A 17,724-nucleotide genomic window follows, 5' to 3' on the forward strand; every position below is an offset into this window, starting at 1 on the left:
CCTCCTCTCTCCAACGCTCCACCGTCTCTTGCCGCGGAACCTTTTCGATGGCCGTTCGCAGACGCCCATCGTTTCGGCATTCTTATTGTGGGGATTTGCCGAAATTATCCAGGAACACGTCAATCAGACATTGATACTGTGCCGCCACCACCAAGTTGGATCAAGCCTTGAAACGGCGGTGCAGCAATATTTTTTGGCGTATATCCGGACTATTCGGTCCTTATGAATGCCAAAAAGATCCGGAGAACTTTTGGGAGATTGGCGAAAATATGACGGCTTTCGTTTGGAATGAAGGCAGATGCCGGTCTCTCCGCTTTGTCATCACTCGGCCGGAGATGGGTATCCATTTCATAAGGCATGGCCATACAGGCTAGCCTGCTCGGCCTTTCGGCATAGAATTTTCCTCAGGGGTGGGTGGGGCAGTGCAGGAGCGGTCCGCGGCGACGCTTGTGTTCCACGGGCTTGCGGGCGTGCTATTTGGGAAGGAAACCTAGGACGACGCAAGGTGAGAGGCCCCACTATGAACATTCGCAGCAGCCGGCCGGACGATCTGGAGCGCATCCAGGCGATCTACGCACACCATGTCCTGACCGGTGCGGCCAGCTTCGAGGAAGTCCCACCCGGCCTGGAAGAGCTTGCCCGTCGGCGGGACGACGTGCTGGCCCGGGGTATGCCCTATGTCGTTGCGGAGATGGGCGGGAGGGTCATAGGCTATGCCTATGCCGGTCCCTACCGGCTGCGCACCGCCTACCGTTACAGCGTTGAGGATTCGATTTATCTGGATCCGGACTGCATGGGGCGCGGTGCTGGCCGGGCTTTGCTCTCGACGTTGATCGACCGCTGTGAGGAGGCTGGATGCCGCCAGATGATCGCGGTGATCGGGGACAGCGAGAACGCGTCGTCCATCGGTCTGCATCGCAGCCTGGGATTCGAGCCGGCGGGCCTGCTGAAGGCGGTGGGGTTCAAGTTCGGGCGCTGGGTGGACAGCGTCCTGATGCAGCGCCCACTCGGCCACGGGGATGCGTCACCGCCTGACGGGCGTTGATGGGACTGGGCGGAACGGCGGGTGATTTGCCCAGCGGCCCGGGTCCATGAACGAAACGCGACGGAAGGGCATATCGGGGTTTTATGTCCCACCGCACACAGCGTCGTCACCCTGGTGCGTCTTGATCGTTCCTTCGACGCCATCCATCACCGCTGAACGCAAGAACGGGCGCATCGCCAGGATGCGCCCGCCATTGAGTGTGCGGCCTGGGGAAGGGGGTCAGTCCTGGACCACCCGCTTGCGGCCCAGACCGAGCTTCGTCGCCATCTCCGACCGGGCCTTCGCATAGTTCGGTGCGACCATCGGATACTCCGCCGGCAAGCCCCACTTGGCGCGGTAATCGTCCGGGGACATGTCGTAGACGGTCTTCAGATGCCGCTTCAACATCTTCAGCTTTTTTCCGTCTTCCAGGCAGATGATGTATTCCGGGGTCACCGACTTCTTGATCGGCACCACGGGGACCAGCTCGGCCTTGGCCGGCGCGGATTTCTCTTCGCCGAGGCCGTTGAAGGCCGTCTGAACGTTGAGGATGAGCGCCGGCAGGTCGGCGACCGGCACCGTGTTGTTGCCGACATAGGCCGCAACGACCTTGGCGGTCAGGGCCTGCAATTCCGATGCTTCGATGGTCATGGCCGCGTTCAGCTCCGTTCCCCTGTGGATCAGCCGTTTGGAACAGCCTTGGATTAGGGCGATGTCGATCAGACGTTCACCACGTCGCGCAACTGCTTGGCCGGCTTGAACCGCGGCGCCTTGGACGCGGCGATCTGCACCACCTCGCCGGTGCGCGGGTTGCGCCCTTCGCGGGCGGCGCGCTCGGCAACCTCGAAAATGCCGAACCCGGCGAGGCGCACATCCTCACCACGACCGAGCGCCGAGGAAATGCCTTCGAACACCGACTGGACGACCTTCGCCGCATCGGATTTGCGGATGCCGGCGTCGGTCGCGACGGTCTCGATGAGCTCGGCTTGGTTCATGCGAAACTCCTGGTGCGGGTGCGCGCGTGGATTTTTCCGTGTTCTTGGCAGATTGAATCCATCGGCACAAGAGCGATGGCCGGAAAAGCAACCATAAGTGTTTTGCCAATGATGACTTCTTGCATCCCCTGTGGCCCAGATGCATCAAAGCGACCGCCCACCGCGGCACAACGGTGCGGAGCGAGCGGAAAATGGACGATGTTTTCCGTCGATAGTTGATCGACTCGCCGGCCGCGGGCCTTGAACGCAAAAACAGCAACACCACTTCAGCGGCGTTCGGGTCCGGGCCCCTCTGACGGCTGAGGCGTCAGCCGTGATGTCGGATACCGCTTGAATTCACTGCAGACGCAGCGCAATCAAGTGGGTCTTGTTATGGATTCCCTTATCGCACCCGTCTTTCTCGATTTCATGGGAAAGCCGGCGTGGGTCTGGCTGACCTTCGTCGGCCTCGTCCTGGCCTTGCTGGCCTTCGACCTTGGCATCCTCAACCGCCGCGACCGTGAGATCGGCGTCAAGGAAAGCCTCCGTCTCTCCGCCTTCTACATCGCTGTCGCCTTGCTGTTCGGCGGCTGGGTCTGGTGGTCGATGGGCGACACCGCGGCGGCGCAGTACTACACAGGCTTCTTCATCGAAAAGAGCCTGTCGCTCGACAATGTCTTCATCATTTCGCTGATCTTCACCTACTTCGCGGTCCCGCGGGCCTACCAGCACCGCGTGCTGTTCTGGGGCATCCTGGGCGTGATCGTGATGCGCGGCGTGATGATCGCCGCCGGCGCCGCTCTGGTCAGCGAGTTCCATTGGGTGCTCTACGTCTTCGGCGCCTTCCTGCTGATCACCGGCGTGAAGATGCTGTTCGCCGTCGACAAGGAGCCGGACCTCGCCAACAACCTGGCGCTGCGCCTCCTGAACCGTCATCTGCGGATCACCGACGGCTTCCGCGGCCAGAAGTTCTTCGTGCGCGAGGCGGGTCCGGACGGGCGGACCGCGCTCTACGCCACGCCGCTGTTCCTGGCGCTGATGATGGTCGAGTTCGCCGACCTGATCTTCGCGGTGGACAGCGTGCCCGCCATCTTCGCCATCACCACCGACCCCTACATCATCTACACCAGCAACATCTTCGCCATCCTGGGCCTGCGCGCGCTCTACTTCGCGCTGGCGGCGATGGTCCACCGCTTCCGTTACCTGAAATACGCGCTGGCTCTGGTGCTGGTCTTCATCGGCGGCAAAATCTTCTACACACAGATATTCGGCAAGCCGGACCCGCTGATCTCGCTGGGCGTGACGCTGACCTTGATCGCGGGCGGCGTGGTCGTCTCGCTTCTCAAGACGCGCAGCGAGGGCAAGCGGCTGCCGGCGGAGTGATGCCGGTCAAATGACCCCGGTCAGCCGGTGAAGCCCAGGCGCTTCAGGGCGGCGATGCTCTCCTTCGCGCTGGTGTGGAGGATGAAGTCGCCGCCCGCCTGGGTCCAGGGATCGCGGGCCTTCTCGCGGTCGTCCACCAGGACCGTGCCTGGCCCGCCGTAACGATGCTTGTCGCGGGCCATGCAGGTGATCACCCGCACATCGGGTCCCAGCATGTGGGCGACCCAGCGCCGCTTCTGCTCCGGCGCCCAGGAGCCGAGCGGCAGGCCGGTCAGGATGGTCGGGGCGTAAGGTTCGCAGAATCGCCAGAGGTCCTGCGCGTCGTGCATGAAATCCAGCGTGCCGAAAAAGTCGGGATGGCGGGACAGTTCCCGCCACATGACCTTCATCGGGATCTCCTCCGGGCGTTTGCCGGTGACCGCCTTCACGCCGCGGTCGAAATCGGCCAGAACGCCGTCGAGGTCGAGAAACAGCTTGGGTCTCTGCATCGTCTGCCTTGTCCTGCCCGTCCGACGTCCGGCCCATCCAACTCCGGATGAACGCGACCGCAGACTACCGGTCGCACGGAACCTTCGCCAGCCGGTCGGGTTGCACCCGAAGGCATAGGCGCACGGCTCCGGTGCGGCAGGGGGGTACGGATGACGGTCATAGGCATTTCAGGGTCTTACGGCGGCTTGAACCTGGGGGATGAGGCGATCCTCACCTCGGCCATCGAGCAGTTGCGCGCCACGGTGCCGGGGGTGGAGGTGGTCGTCTTCTCGCGCAACGCCGCTCACACCCGCGAGAACCACGCGGTGGACCGCGTTCTGAATCCGCGGGAAGCCATGAAGGACGAGATCACGCCGGAGGTCGAGCGGCTCGACCTGCTTCTCTTGGGTGGCGGCGGCATCCTCTACGACAGCGAGGCGCAGACCTACCTGCGCGAGGTCACCATCGCGCAGAAGCTGGGTGTGCCGTCCTACACCTTCGCCATCGGCGTCGGTCCGCTGAAGGACCGGGTGGAGCGCGACGCGGTGCGCGAAGGGCTCGACCGCATGACCGGCATCACCGTCCGCGAACCGAGCGCCAAGCGGCTGATCGAGGAGATCGGTGTGCAGATTCCGGTGACGGTCACCGCCGATCCGGCGCTGCTGCTGACTCCGGCGCCCTTCACCGAGGAGATGCTGGCCGAGGCCGGTATCCCGCGCGACCGGCCGCTGGTCGGCCTTTCGGTGCGCGAGCAGGGGGCCGCGGCGCCTGAACTCAGCGACGCGGCCTATCACCAGCTCTTGGCGGAGGCCGCGGACTACATCGTGCAGCGCTTCGGCGCCGATGTGGTCTTCGTGCCGATGGAGCGCGCCGATGTGCGGGAGGCACACCGCGTCATGGGCCGCATGGCGGTGTCGGAGCGCGCCCATCTGCTGCAATACCGCTACGCGCCGCGCCAGATCATCGGGCTGATGGATCATTTCGAAATGGCCGTGGGGATGCGGCTGCATTTCCTGATCTTCGCGGCCATCACCGGCACGCCGCTGATAGCACTGCCCTACGCCTCCAAGGTGTCGGATTTCCTGTCCTCCATCGGGCTGGAGCCGCGGGCGACGGTGTCCCATACCACCGCCGGAACCTTCCTCGCCGACCTCGACCGCCTGTGGGACCACCGTGCGGAGCAGAAGGGACTGCTGCGCGACCGGATTCCCGTGCTGATGGAGCGTGCCCGCGAGACGGCGCCGCTGGCCCTGCAGACGGTGGCGCCGCGCGCTGAAGCAGCGGCCAAAGCAGCGGCCAAAGCAGCGGAATGACGAAAGGAGCCAGTCTTGCCCGTTCTGCCCTGTCCCCCGAACCCTGAGTCGGTCACCCTGCCACCGCGCCGCGCCATGAAGGTCGCGCGCTGCCACGTGCTCGTCGTCGGCGGCGGCCCCGCCGGCATGGGGGCGGCCATCGGGGCCGCCCAGTCCGGGGCCGACACCATCCTGGTGGAGCGTTACGGCTTCCTCGGCGGCAACGCCACGGCAGCCCTCGTCATGCCCTGGATGAGCTTCTACACCCAGCGCGGTTCGGTGGCGGTCGTGGACAACACCCGCCTGATGCCGCAGGACCACGGCCCCGGCGAGCCGGTGGTGGGCGGGGCGCTGGCTGTCTTCCTGGGCCGGCTCTACACCAACCAGGGAGCCATACCACCCTCGCCGGACACCGGCTTCACCGTTCCCTTCGACCCGGAGGTGCTGAAGGTCACCGCGCAGCAAATCCTCGATGAGGCTGGAGTGAAGGTGCTGCTGCACGCCTTCGCCTCAACTGTTCTCGGAGAGCCGGGCAAGCCCGACGCGGTGGTCTTCGAGACGAAGTCCGGCCCGGTTGTGATCGAGGCCGACGTGATCGTCGATTGCACCGGGGACGGTGACATCGCGGCGCTGGCCGGCTGCGACTATGAGGTCGGGCGGGAGGAGGACGGGCTGACCCAGCCGATGACGTTGATGTTCCGCATGGTCGGCTTCGACCATGACGCCTTCAACGGCTATGTGCGGGAGCATCCGACGCAGTGGCGCGGCGTTCACGGGCTGTGGGACCTCGTGTCGAAGGCCACGGCCAACGGCGACCTCGATCTGGCGCGCGAGGACATCCTGTTCTTCGCCACCACCCATCCCGGAGAGATCGCCCTGAACTGCACGCGGGTCACCGGCGCGCTGGGCACCAACGTCTTCGACCTGACCCACGCTGAGTGGGAGAGTCACCGGCAGGCCGCGCAGATCGCCAATTTCCTGCGCAAGTACGCCCCCGGATTCGCCGACGCTTACACCTGCCAGACCGGGACCGGAATCGGCATCCGTGAGACGCGGCGCATCGTCGGCGACTACGCCATGACCGCGGACGATGTGCTGGGGGCGGCGAAGTTCAAGGACGCCATCGCGCGCGGAACCTACCCGGTGGACATCCACAGCCCGACCGGCCGCGGCACGGTGCTGAAGCGCGTGCCCTCCGGCGAATGGTACGAGGTGCCGATGCGGGCGCTTCTGCCCAAGGGGACGGAGAAGCTTCTGGTGGCTGGACGCTGCATCTCCGGCAGCCACGAGGCCCATTCCTCCTACCGGGTGACGCCCACCTGCATGGCGACGGGGCAGGCCGCCGGGATCTGCGCGTCGATGGCGGCACGGCGCGGCGAGCGCACCCGCGACATCCCGGTCGGCGCCATCCAGCGCGAGCTGCTGCGCCAGGGGGCCCTGCTGCGCGAGCCGGAGGCGTAAGGCTTCCTTGGGGTCAGCGCATCGCGAAGAGTTCCTGGTGAAAGCGCTGGTCCACCGGCAGACCGTGGGCCGAGAAGTCGTGCCGCAGCGCCTGTCCGAAGCCTGCCGGGCCGCAGAACCAGACGCTGGCATCGCGCCATTCCGGCACCAGCGCACGGATGCGCTCGCCATCCAGGCGGCCGTCGCGGCTGTCGATCAGGACATGGAGGCGAACCCCCGCCGCCGCCGCGTCGGCGGTGAGCTTCGCGATCGCGTCCCCGTCGTACTCGCTGGTGGTGTGGAAGAAATCGATGGTTTGCCGTGGCCGTTCGGCCATTGCCGCCAGGAACTTCATGCGGGCGATGAAGGGCGTGACGCCGATGCCGCCGCCCACCCAGATCTGGTGCGGACAGGAATCGTCGAAGGTGAAGCATCCATAAGGCCCTTCCACCGTCACCGCTTGGCCGACCGTCAGCCGTTCCCGCAGCCGCCGGGTGTGGTCGCCAAGTTCCTTGACCACGAAGGTGATGCGGCGCTCGGCATCGTTCCAGGCCGAGGCGATGGTGTAGGGATGGGCGCCCTCCACCCTGTCCGAGGTGGCGAAGGCGAACTGGCCCGCCTTGTGGCCTGGCCAGCCCTGTGGAACGTCGATCGCGACCTCAAGGGTGTGTACGCCGGGAAAGTAATGGAGCGCGCCGATCGTGCCGGGAACACTCCGGTCGGCGGCGACCCGGCCGAGAAGCACCATGATGGCGGCCCAGGCGCTGGCGGCGAGCAGCGGCGCCATCACCCAGCCGATGGGCGAACTCCAGTAGGCGAAGTCGGTCAGCACGACGGCGTGGAAAACCAGCACCAGATAGGCGATCGCTAGCAGGCGGTGCGTCTTGAAGAACAGCCGGTAGGGGAGGCGCTTGAACAGCGCCAGCGCGATCAGCAGCACGGCCGCGTAGAAGGCCCATTCTCCGAGCCATTCGGCGGTGCCGCGCAGGCTGCGGAGCGACTGTTCGAGGGAGCTGTCGGGAATTGCCCGCGGTCCCCGCTGCGGCCGGGCCAGCCACCCCCAGCCGACCGCCCATTTCGGCCCCTGGGCCCACAGCCAATGGACGATCGCACCAACGAGCGCGGCGATGCCCAGCCACTTGTGCAGGCGGTACATCTTGTCGAGGCCGCCGAACCACGGCTCCGGCCAGCGCGGCCGCAGCGCCAGGATCATGGCCGCGCCCATGCATCCGATGGCGATGATGCCGCTGTATTGAACCAGTTGGGCGCGAAGGCCGAAAAAGCTGCTTGCCAGAAACACACTCGGCTCGGCGGCAAGCCACAAAACCGTCAAAAGCGCTAAAATACCCCATAAAGACAGCGTGATTGTTTTCATGGCTACACCCTCCGTGACGGCCACCGTCAAGGTGCGGATGGAGGGACGTTTCGCGATTTCTCTTCCGGTGACAAGACGATTTGAATCATCGCAGCCATTCCAATGGCTGGCTACGACAACGGAGGGGGATGTCGAGGAAACCGGTTACTTGCGAATCCAGACCTTTGTTTCCATGAAGCGGTTGGCGAGGAAGCGGTAAGTCTGCTTCTGCAACTGCTCTATGGCGGTGGACTTCTCCACCGGCGTGGAGTCCCAGGCCTGAAGGATGTCCTCCCACTCCAAAAGCCGGGCCCTCAGATCGTCGCGGATTGTGCGGATGAAGGTCACGGTGGTGTCGAAGGACTTCAGCGCGCCGAAGATCTCGCCGGTCTGGGCGTCCGCCTGCTCGAAGACGGCGTCGTAGTCCTTCAGCGGCTTGGTCAGCAGCCCCTGCATGCGCGCGACCTCGTTGCACAGGGTACGGTCGGTCCGGTAGATCTGGGTCAGCCGGGTCAGCTTGCCGCTGATGGCGCTGATGGCGTTGAAGCGGTCGCGCAGCGCCTCGATGTAGGACAGCTCCTGAGTCAGATCCTCGATGCGGTCGGTCAGATACTGCTCGTAATTGTCCTGCAGGTTGAGCTTCGCCGCGATGTCCTTGAAGGCGGCCTTGACGCGCTGCTTCGTCTGCGGGTCTTCGACGATCTGCTCCAACTCGTCGGCCTTCACCACGATCATCTCGCTTCCGGAAATCGAGGAAACAAGCTGCACCGTCAGGCGTCCCCGCGCGATGTTCCGGTGCTTCTCCTCCACCGACCAGGAGGCGCGGCCATCCAGCAGTTCCCCCGGAATCTGTTCGCCTGGCCGGATCTGCTTCACATAGGCCAAGCCCTTTTCCACCACGTCCAGCAGCTTGGAGTCGCGGCTGTCCTCCTTGATGTCGAAGGATTCCATCAGCGTGTTGAAGGGCAGGGCGGCCTTCAGATCGCCCAACAGGATGTGGAGCACCGGCTGCTTGGACGAGGGGTCGATGCAGAAGAAGGCGCCGGACAGGCTGAAGACCTTGTGCTCGAAATCGAAATGCGTGTCGCGCATTGGCGCCGCCTTCGCAGCGCCTTCCTCGCTTCCGGTTTCGGGATCGGGGACATCAGACATGGGCGGGGACCGGAAGCGGGAATGGGACGGGCAGGTTACAGCAGATCGCGCAGCCGGAACCAGAGCATCGCGAGGACAAGGGCGGGTGTGCGGAATCGCCGCCCGCCGGGGAAAGGCAGGTGTGGCACGCGGGCGAACACGTCGAACCGCTCCGCCGTGCCGCGAATCGCCTCCGCCATCACCCGCCCGGCCATACCGGCCAGCGCCAACCCATGGCCCGAATAGCCGTGGGCGAAATAAGTGGTCGGCGTCAGCCGCCCGACCTGCGGCATGCGGTTCATGGTGATGGCGACATGGCCGCCCCAGAAATGATCGACCGCGGCGCCGCGGAGCTGCGGGAAGACCGCCAGCATCTTGGACCGCATGGCGATCTTCAGCCCCGGCGCGTCCAGGCCGGAATAGCTGACGCCGCCGCCGAACAGCAGCCGGTGGTCGGCGGAGCGGCGGAAGTAGTTGAGCACGAAGTTCATGTCGCTGACCGCCAAATTGGTCGGCAGCAGGGACGTCGCGGTGGCCTCGCCCAGCGGCTCGGTGGCGATCATGTAGGTGGCGACGGGCATCACCACAGCCGACAGGCGCGGCGCCAGCGCCCCCAGATAGGCGTTCCCGGCCAGCACGAGGAAACGCGCCGTCACCCGGCCCTTGGCGGTGGTGGCGACGGGGCGGTCGCCGGTGTCGATGGCGGTGACCCGGCTGTCTTCGAAGATGCGCACGCCGGCCCGGGCAGCAGCGGCGGCGAGGCCCAGCGCGTAGTTCAGCGGGTGCAGATGGCCGCTTCCGTCATCGGCCAGCCCGCCGACATAGGCGTCGCTGCCCACCACCGCCCGCATGGCCTCGCGGTCGAGCGCACGGATCTTGTTGTAGCCGTAGCGGTCGCGCATCTCGCGCTCCATCGCCGCCACGTCGTCCATGTGGCGCGGCTTCACCGCCGCGTGGGCGAAGCCCCAGGTGAGGTCGCAGGGAATGGCGTGTTTCGCAACGCGCTCCGCCAGCAACGCCTTGGAGTCCTCGCCGAGGTCCCACAGCCGCCTTGCATCCTCCGCCCCGACCCAACGCTCGATGGTGCTCATCGACTTGTTGTAGCCGGTGATGATCTGCCCGCCGTTGCGGCCCGATGCACCCCAGCCGACGCGGTTGGCTTCCAGCAGAACCACGTCGTAGCCCTGCTCGGCCAGTTCCAGCGCGGTCATCAGCCCGGTGTAGCCGCCGCCGACCACGCAGATGTCGCAGGACAGCGATTCTTCCAGCACCGGGTGCTGCGGGTGCGGAGTCGCGGTGTCGGCGTACCACGAGCGGATGTGGGATGATGTCGGCATGACCGCCGAGTTAGGGGAGGGACCCCCGCCCCGTCAATGATTCCAGCGGTCATATGGGCAGGATCTTTGTTCCCCTCTGGCGCGAGGAGGGGGTGCGGGATCATAGTAAGGCGGTCGTTCACAGCAGGGAGGGGCTGCCCACCGTCCGGTGCGGTCCATACGTTCATGGGTTTCATGGAAGACTTCATCAAGAAGAACCGCATCACCGAAGTGGAATGCCTCGTGCCCGACATGTCGGGCATCGCGCGCGGCAAGATCGTGCCCGCCGAGAAGTTCCTGCGCATCCTGCGCGACCGCGGTCTGCGGCTGCCCGAGGCGATCTTCGTCCAGACCGTGACCGGGGAGTATCCGGAGGACGACTCCGTCACCTCGGACGAGAATTCCGACATCTACATGATCCCGGACGAGCGGACGATCCGCTTCGTCCCCTGGTACGAGGAGCCGACCGCCCAGGTCATCACCGACTGCGTCTACGCCGACGGCAGCCCAGTGAACTTCTCGCCCCGCCACGTCCTGAAGCGTGTGCTGTCGCTCTACGAGGAGCGCGGCTGGAAGCCGATGGTGGCGCCGGAGCTGGAGTTCTTCCTCGTCCAGGTCAACAAGGACCCCGACTACCCGCTGGTGCCGCCGGTCGGGCGCAATGGGCGGGTGGAAAGCGGGCGGCAGGCCTTCGGCATCGACGCGGTGAACGAGTTCGATCCGATCTTCGAGATGGTCTACGATTTCTGCGAGGCGCAGGACATCGACATCGACACCCTGACCCACGAGGCCGGGGCGGCGCAGATCGAGATCAACTTCAACCACGGCGATGCGCTGGAACTGGCCGACCAGGCCTTCCTGTTCAAGCGCACGGCGCGCGAGGCGGCGTTGCGCCATCAGGTCTACGCCACCTTCATGGCCAAGCCGATGCAGAACGAACCGGGCAGCGCCATGCACATCCACCAGTCGGTGGTCGATGCGGATACCGGGCGCAACCTGTTCTCCGACGCCAACGGGGCGGACACGCCGCTGTTCATGTCCCACATCGCCGGGCTCCAGAAATATCTGCCCTACGCGATGCCGCTGCTGGCGCCGAACGTGAACTCCTACCGGCGGCTGGTGCCGAACTCCGACGCGCCGATCAATGTGCATTGGGGCCGCGACAACCGCACCACCGGCCTGCGCGTTCCCGTCTCGCCGGCCGATTCGCGTCGGGTGGAGAACCGGGTGGCCGGCGCCGACGCGAATCCGTACCTCGCCATCGCCGCGTCGCTGGCCTGCGGCTATCTCGGCATGGCCCAGGGGCTGGAGCCGACCGACCCGGTGAAGGGCTCCGCCTACCGGCTCGCCTTCACCCTGCCGCGCCACCAGGGTGACGCGCTTCAGAAGTTCAACGCCTGCAAGCCGCTGAAGGAGGTGCTGGGCGAGAAGTTCCTGGACGCGGTGACCTGCGTGAAGGAGGCCGAGTACGAGGCCTATCACCGCGTGATCAGCTCCTGGGAGCGCGAGAATCTTCTGCTGAACGTTTGAGCATTTTTCCGCCCCCTTCCGCCGCTGCCGCGGAAGGGGGCGTTTGCGTTCCGCAAAACCCGCAAAACCACCCGCAAATCGTTGACAACCAACCCCCCCGTGGGTGCAATAGCGCTCGCGCCGGGGACGCCGTGCAACGCACGCCGCCTCCCACGTCGAATGGAAAAAAGTCGACCAGTCACGAACTGACGAACGATCCAGAATTCGGGGGCTTTCTGCATGAAACGTTTCGCTCTCAGCGTCATCGGCGCCGTCGCGGCGATCGCCATCGCCGGCCCGGCGCTGGCCCAGGCCAAGAAGCCGGTCAACATCTACATCTGGAACGACTATCTGGGCGAATCGACGCTGGCGGACTTCACCAAGGCCACCGGCTACGACACCAAGGTGGACCTGTACGACAGCCTGGAACTGCTGGAGCAGAAGGTGCTGGTTGGCAAGTCGGGCTATGACGTGATCGTCCCGACCGCCGAGCCGACCCTGTCGCGCATGATCCAGGCGAAGGTCGTGGCGCCGCTCGACAAGGCGAAGATCCCGAACCTGAAGAATGTCGATCCGAAAGTTCTCAAGCTCCTCGAGAACTCGGACCCCGGCAACAAGTTCGCCGTGCCCTATCTGGGCGGCACGGTCGGCATCGCCATCATCCCGGAGAAGATCAAGGCCGTCGCCCCCGACGTTCCGCTCGACAGCTGGGATCTGATCTTCAAGCCGGAGGTGGCGAAGAAGGTCGCGGCCTGCGGCATCACCGTGATGGATTCGGCCATCGACGTGATCCCGTCGGTGCTGAACTACCTCGGCCTCGATCCGAACTCCGAGAAGAAGGAGGATCTGGACAAGGTCGAGAAGACGCTGCTGGCGGTCCGCCCCTACATCAAGCAGTTCGTCACCGGCCAGAACATCAACATCCTGGCGGGCGGCGACGCCTGCGTCGTCATGGCCTACAACGGCGACGCCATCCAGGGTGCGGCCCGCGCCGAGGAAGCCAAGAACGGCGTGAAGGTCGAATACATCACGCCGAAGGAAGGCGTGCAGGTGTGGTGGGACACGCTTGCCATCCCGGCGGATGCGCCGAACAAGGAGGGCGCGCACGCCTACATCAACTTCATCCTGGACCCGGCGAACATCGCGGCGGTGTCCAACACGGTCAGCTACGCCAACGCCGTCCCGGCCTCGCTGGCCTCGGTTGACGAGGGCGTGAAGACCAACCCGGCCGTCTTCCTGCCGGAGAACAGCAGCCTCAAGCTGTTCGCCTTGAAGTCGATCAAGCAGACCACCGACCGCGCCCGCACCCGCGTCTGGACCAAAGTCAAGACCGGCAAGTAAGCGCGCCGCGAACCGGCACGCACGACACGCGCCCTGGTTGTTTCCCATCGGGAACGGCCGGGGCGTTCCCATGAGAAGAGGACGCCGAGAGGAGCCGCATGGCCGTCCAGCCGATCCGCAAGCCCACGCGCCTGGAACCCTGGCAGGACCCGGGACAGAAGCCCTATGTGCGAATCGAGAAGGTGACCAAGACCTTCGGCGATTTCGTCGCTGTGGACGAGGTCAGCCTGTCGATCTACCGGGGTGAGTTCTTCGCCCTGCTGGGCGGCTCCGGGTCGGGCAAGACGACCCTGCTGCGCATGCTGGCCGGGTTTGAGACGCCGACCGAGGGCAAGATCTTCATCGACGGCGTCGACATGGCCGGCATCCCGCCCTACGAGCGGCCGGTCAACATGATGTTCCAGTCCTACGCCCTGTTCCCGCACATGTCGGTGGAGCAGAATGTCGCCTTCGGCCTGAAGCAGGACGGCGTCGCCAAGGCCGAGATCAAGGAGCGGGTGGGGGCGATCCTCGACCTCGTCCAGCTCGGCCAGTTCGGCAAGCGCAAGCCGCACCAACTGTCCGGCGGCCAGCGGCAGCGCGTGGCGCTGGCCCGCTCGCTGGTCAAGCGGCCCAAGCTGCTTCTGCTCGACGAACCGCTGGGCGCGCTGGACAAGCGGCTGCGCGAGCGGACCCAGTTCGAGCTGGTCAACATCCAGGAGAAGCTGGGCGTCACCTTCATCGTGGTCACCCACGACCAGGAGGAGGCGATGACCATGTCCTCGCGGATCGCCGTCATGAACCACGGCGTCATCGCCCAGACCGGCACGCCGACCGAGATCTACGAATACCCGCAATCCCGCTTCGTCGCCGAGTTCATCGGCTCGGTGAACATGTTCGAGGGCAGGGTGGTGGAGGATCAGGCCGACCATGTGCTGATCCGCTCCGAGGACGCCGGCTGCGACCTCTACATCAACCACGCGGTGGCGGTCCCCGTCGGCGCCACGGTGGGCGTCGCCGTCCGCCCGGAGAAGATCGCACTGAGCAAGGAGCCGCCGGCCAACACCGCAACCAACGCCGATGGGCGCAACGTCACCAGCGGAATCGTGCGCGAGATCGCCTATCTCGGTGACGTGTCGATCTATCTGGTCGAGCTGAAGACGGGCAAGACGGTGCGCGTCACGGCGCCCAACGTGGTGCGGCGCACCGAGATGCCGATCACCTGGGACGATGAGGTGTATCTGAGCTGGCGTCCCTTCGCCGGGGTGGTGCTGACGCAATGATCGACCTTCTGCGCCGGATCGGCCTGTGGGGGCGGGGGGTGGTGGTCGCCATCCCCTACCTGTGGCTTCTGCTGTTCTTCCTGGTGCCTTTCCTGATCGTGTTCGGCATCAGCCTGTCGGAGGCGATGCTGGCGCAGCCGCCCTACGCGCCACTGATCGACTGGCTGCTGGACGAGGACGCGGGCACGACCAAGCTCCAGATCCTGCTGAACCTGTCCAACTATCTGCGGCTGGGCGGGGACGACCTCTACATCCTGGCTTATCTGAACTCGGTGAAGATCGCGCTGGTCACCACCGTCTGCTGCCTGCTGCTGGGCTACCCCATGGCCTACGCCATCGCCCGGGCGGAGCCGTCCAAGCGCGGGCCGCTGATGATGCTGGTCATCCTGCCCTTCTGGACCAGCTTCCTGATCCGCATCTACGCCTGGATCGGCATCCTGAAGGCCAACGGGGTGGTGGACAACCTGCTGCAATGGACCGGCCTGACGACGGAACCGTTCGAGCTGCTCTACTCGGACTGGGCCGTCTACATCGGCATGACCTACTGCTATCTGCCCTTCATGGTGCTGCCGCTCTACGCGACGCTGGAAAAGCTCGACCCGACCCTGCTGGAGGCGGCGGCGGACCTCGGCTGCCGTCCCTGGAAGGCGTTCCTGACGGTGACGCTGCCGCTGTCTCTGCCGGGCATCATCGCCGGGTCGCTTCTGGTCTTCATCCCCTCGGTCGGCGAGTTTGTGACTCCGGAACTGCTGGGCGGCCCGGACACGCTGATGATCGGCCGCGTGCTGTGGAACGAGTTCTTCGCCAACCGCGACTGGCCGGTCGCCTCGGCGGTGGCCATCGCGCTTCTGCTGTTCCTGGTGGTGCCGATCATGGTCTTCCAGCATGTCCAGGGGCGCCAGACGGAGGCCGGGCGATGAAGCAGATGGGAAAACTGGCCTGGGCGCTGTGGTTCGGCTACGCCTTCCTCTACGTGCCGATCGCGCTGCTGATCTTCTACTCCTTCAACGAGTCGCGGCTGGTCACGGTGTGGGGCGGCTTCTCCACCAAATGGTATGCGGAGCTTCTGCAGAACGACCAGCTTCTCGGGGCGGCCTGGCTGTCGCTCAAGGTGGCGGCGATGTCGGCCACCGCGTCGGTGGTGCTCGGCACCGTCGCGGGTCTGGCGCTGGCCCGCTTCGGGCGGTTCCGCGGGCGGACGCTGTTCGGCGGCATGATCACCGCGCCGCTGGTCATGCCGGAGGTCATCACCGGCCTGTCGCTTCTGCTGCTGTTCGTGGCGCTGGAGCAGGCCATCGGCTGGCCGGACGGCCGCGGCATGACGACGATCACCATCGCCCACACCACCTTCACCATGGCCTATGTGGCGGTGATCATCCAGTCGCGCCTCGTCAGCCTGGACGAGAGCCTGGAGGAGGCGGCGATGGACCTCGGCGCCCGCCCGGCCAAGGTGTTCTTCGTCATCACGCTGCCGATCATCGCCCCGGCCATCGTGTCGGGCTGGCTGCTCGCCTTTACCCTGTCGCTCGACGATGTGGTGGTCGCCAGCTTCGTGTCGGGGCCGGGCTCCACCACCCTGCCGATGGTCATCTTCTCCAGCGTGAAGTTCGGCATCAGCCCGCAGATCAACGCGCTGGCGACTCTGATGATGGTGGTGGTCGCCACCGGCATTTTCATCGCCAGCCTGGTCATGGCGCGGCAGGAAAGGCAGAGGAAGCGGGACGAGCAAATGGCGGTGCAGGGGGGCTGACCCCCTCCCGTGTGGCCTCATAGGGGCTATGCCGTTAGGCCGCAGCCGGTGGAGGTGGCCGTTCGCCGTTGCATTTGCTATTGTAATGGCATCTGCAACAGCGAATGAGGTCGTATCGTGCGCGCGCTCTTATGGTTCCCAATGCTTCGTCTTGGTTTTTCGATGCCTTTTTCGGCGCCCAAGCGCCGTTATTCGGATCGTCCGCCCTCCCGCCGCTGAGCGGTCGAGCGCGCCGCCCTTCCGGGCATTCCGGTGGCCCCTTTGGTGGCCGTTGCCAAATCCTCCGCTCCGTGGTTAGGGTGACCGTGGGTCACGGGTAACGCCGTGACGACCCGCTCCGGCCACGCACAAGAGCCGGGCCATTCAGGGATTTGGCAGGAGATTCAAAGATGACGACACCGGCGGCGGAAGGCTTCACCATGCCGGGCGAATGGGAACGGCACACCCGCTGCTGGATGGCGTGGCCGTGCCGGCCCGAGACGTGGCCCGAGGGGGCCTTTGACGCCGCCGCTGCCGCCTACACCGATGTCGCCCGCGCCATCAGCCGGTTCGAGCCGGTGACCATGGTCTGCGATCCCGCCGACGTCGCCGACGCCTCCCTGGCCTGCGGGCCGGGCGTCGAAATCCTGCCCTTGCCGATCAGCGATTCCTGGATTCGTGACACCGGACCCAGCTTCGTCACCGATGGGAAAGGGCAGGTGGCCGGCGTCCATTGGCGTTTCAACGCCTGGGGCGGCAACTATCCGGACAGCGCCAAGGACCAGCAGGTCGGGCGCCTGATGCTCGACCATCTCGGCCTGCGCCGCTTCGAAGCGCCCTTGGTCATGGAGGGCGGCTCCTTCCATGTGGACGGGGAGGGGACGCTGCTGACAACCGAGCAGTGCCTTCTAAATCCCAACCGCAACCCAAATCTCGGCAAGGCGGAGATCGAGGCGCTTCTCAAGGAGCATCTCGGCATCTCCAGCGTGATCTGGCTGGGCGAGGGCTATCAGGACGACGAGACGGACGGTCACATCGACGAGATTGCCCTGTTCGTGAAGCCCGGCGTCGTCATGGCGATCACCACCGACGATCCCGGCGACGCCAATTTCAAGGCGTTCCAGGACAACCTGGACCGGTTGAAGCGCGCCCGCGACGCCCAGGGGCGGGAACTGGAGGTCATCCCGGTCCGCCAGCCGGCGCGGCGCGACGAGAGCGGCGTGCGGCTGACCTTGTCCTACACAAATCTCTACATCGCCAACGGCGGCATCGTCATGCCGGCCTTCGAGGATTCGGCGGACGACGAGGCTTTCCGCATCGTGCGCCGGGCCTTCCCGGACCGCGAGGTGGTGCAGGTTCCGGCGCTGGACATCGTGCGCGGCGGCGGCGGCATCCACTGCATTACCCAGCAGCAGCCGGCGGTCTGATCCGGCGCATTCACTGGTTAGCAGAAAGGCGAGGGCACTTGCAGCCTTCGCTTTTTAATCGGTCACTGCGTCGA

General features: G+C 65.5%; 16 protein-coding genes. 10 read left to right on the plus strand and 6 right to left on the minus strand.

From position 1 onward, the window contains the following. Positions 1–520 precede the first annotated feature (520 nt). Positions 521–1,045, plus strand: coding sequence for a GNAT family N-acetyltransferase (locus tag H1Q64_RS11145; RefSeq protein WP_237903546.1), 525 nt, complete (start codon positions 521–523; stop codon positions 1,043–1,045). Positions 1,046–1,264: 219 nt separating this feature from the next. Here the strand turns inward: H1Q64_RS11145 and H1Q64_RS11150 are convergent, their stop codons facing one another. Both H1Q64_RS11150 and H1Q64_RS11155 read right to left on the minus strand, forming a co-directional pair. Next, positions 1,265–1,675 (minus strand): MucR family transcriptional regulator, encoded by a 411-nt coding sequence (locus H1Q64_RS11150; RefSeq protein ID WP_014240479.1) that lies wholly within the window; start codon positions 1,673–1,675, stop codon positions 1,265–1,267. Between the two features lie 68 nt (positions 1,676–1,743). Further along, a complete protein-coding gene (locus H1Q64_RS11155) occupies positions 1,744–2,070 on the minus strand; it encodes an HU family DNA-binding protein (protein ID WP_269145369.1) in 327 nt (108 codons plus the stop codon). A gap of 321 nt (positions 2,071–2,391) precedes the next feature. Here H1Q64_RS11155 and H1Q64_RS11160 point away from each other — a divergent pair, with 321 nt between their 5' ends. Further along, positions 2,392–3,381 (plus strand): TerC family protein, encoded by a 990-nt coding sequence (locus tag H1Q64_RS11160; RefSeq protein ID WP_237903547.1) that lies wholly within the window; start codon positions 2,392–2,394, stop codon positions 3,379–3,381. A gap of 20 nt (positions 3,382–3,401) precedes the next feature. On the opposite strand, the gene H1Q64_RS11165 is transcribed toward H1Q64_RS11160, so the two are convergent. Further along, positions 3,402–3,869 (minus strand): hypothetical protein, encoded by a 468-nt coding sequence (locus H1Q64_RS11165; RefSeq protein WP_237903548.1) that lies wholly within the window; start codon positions 3,867–3,869, stop codon positions 3,402–3,404. Positions 3,870–4,055: 186 nt separating this feature from the next. Between H1Q64_RS11165 and H1Q64_RS11170 the strand changes: the two genes are divergently transcribed. Continuing rightward, positions 4,056–5,162, plus strand: a complete 1,107-nt coding sequence (locus H1Q64_RS11170) for a polysaccharide pyruvyl transferase family protein (RefSeq protein ID WP_237903549.1) — start codon at positions 4,056–4,058, stop codon at positions 5,160–5,162. 15 nt (positions 5,163–5,177) lie between these two features. Beyond that, complete coding sequence (locus H1Q64_RS11175) at positions 5,178–6,602, plus strand: FAD-dependent oxidoreductase (RefSeq protein ID WP_237903550.1); 1,425 nt, start codon at positions 5,178–5,180, stop codon at positions 6,600–6,602. Between the two features lie 13 nt (positions 6,603–6,615). Here the strand turns inward: H1Q64_RS11175 and H1Q64_RS11180 are convergent, their stop codons facing one another. The 3 genes from H1Q64_RS11180 to H1Q64_RS11190 all read right to left on the minus strand — a co-directional run bounded on the left by H1Q64_RS11180 (position 6,616) and on the right by H1Q64_RS11190 (position 10,403). Continuing rightward, complete coding sequence (locus tag H1Q64_RS11180) at positions 6,616–7,956, minus strand: ferric reductase-like transmembrane domain-containing protein (protein ID WP_237903551.1); 1,341 nt, start codon at positions 7,954–7,956, stop codon at positions 6,616–6,618. A 144-nt stretch (positions 7,957–8,100) separates the two neighbouring features. Then, positions 8,101–9,027: a hypothetical protein gene (locus H1Q64_RS11185; protein ID WP_237903552.1), complete on the minus strand. Its 927-nt coding sequence runs from the start codon at positions 9,025–9,027 to the stop codon at positions 8,101–8,103. Positions 9,028–9,122: 95 nt separating this feature from the next. Continuing rightward, positions 9,123–10,403, minus strand: coding sequence for an NAD(P)/FAD-dependent oxidoreductase (locus H1Q64_RS11190; protein WP_237903553.1), 1,281 nt, complete (start codon positions 10,401–10,403; stop codon positions 9,123–9,125). A gap of 165 nt (positions 10,404–10,568) precedes the next feature. Here H1Q64_RS11190 and H1Q64_RS11195 point away from each other — a divergent pair, with 165 nt between their 5' ends. From H1Q64_RS11195 to H1Q64_RS11220, 6 genes are all read left to right on the plus strand, one after another. Then, complete coding sequence (locus H1Q64_RS11195) at positions 10,569–11,912, plus strand: glutamine synthetase family protein (RefSeq protein WP_237903554.1); 1,344 nt, start codon at positions 10,569–10,571, stop codon at positions 11,910–11,912. A gap of 219 nt (positions 11,913–12,131) precedes the next feature. Continuing rightward, positions 12,132–13,232, plus strand: a complete 1,101-nt coding sequence (locus H1Q64_RS11200) for an extracellular solute-binding protein (protein WP_014240469.1) — start codon at positions 12,132–12,134, stop codon at positions 13,230–13,232. Positions 13,233–13,330: 98 nt separating this feature from the next. Beyond that, positions 13,331–14,494, plus strand: a complete 1,164-nt coding sequence (locus H1Q64_RS11205) for an ABC transporter ATP-binding protein (protein ID WP_237903555.1) — start codon at positions 13,331–13,333, stop codon at positions 14,492–14,494. Next, entirely contained in the window at positions 14,491–15,414 is a 924-nt protein-coding gene (locus tag H1Q64_RS11210; protein WP_237903556.1) for an ABC transporter permease subunit, read from the plus strand. Before H1Q64_RS11205 ends, H1Q64_RS11210 begins: the two co-directional genes overlap by 4 nt. Further along, positions 15,411–16,244: an ABC transporter permease subunit gene (locus H1Q64_RS11215; protein WP_137138499.1), complete on the plus strand. Its 834-nt coding sequence runs from the start codon at positions 15,411–15,413 to the stop codon at positions 16,242–16,244. Before H1Q64_RS11210 ends, H1Q64_RS11215 begins: the two co-directional genes overlap by 4 nt. A gap of 389 nt (positions 16,245–16,633) precedes the next feature. Further along, entirely contained in the window at positions 16,634–17,650 is a 1,017-nt protein-coding gene (locus H1Q64_RS11220; RefSeq protein ID WP_237903557.1) for an agmatine deiminase family protein, read from the plus strand. Positions 17,651–17,724: the final 74 nt, after the last annotated feature.

The sequence above is a fragment of the Azospirillum brasilense genome, from assembly GCF_022023855.1.
Classification (GTDB): Bacteria; Pseudomonadota; Alphaproteobacteria; order Azospirillales; family Azospirillaceae; genus Azospirillum; species Azospirillum brasilense_F.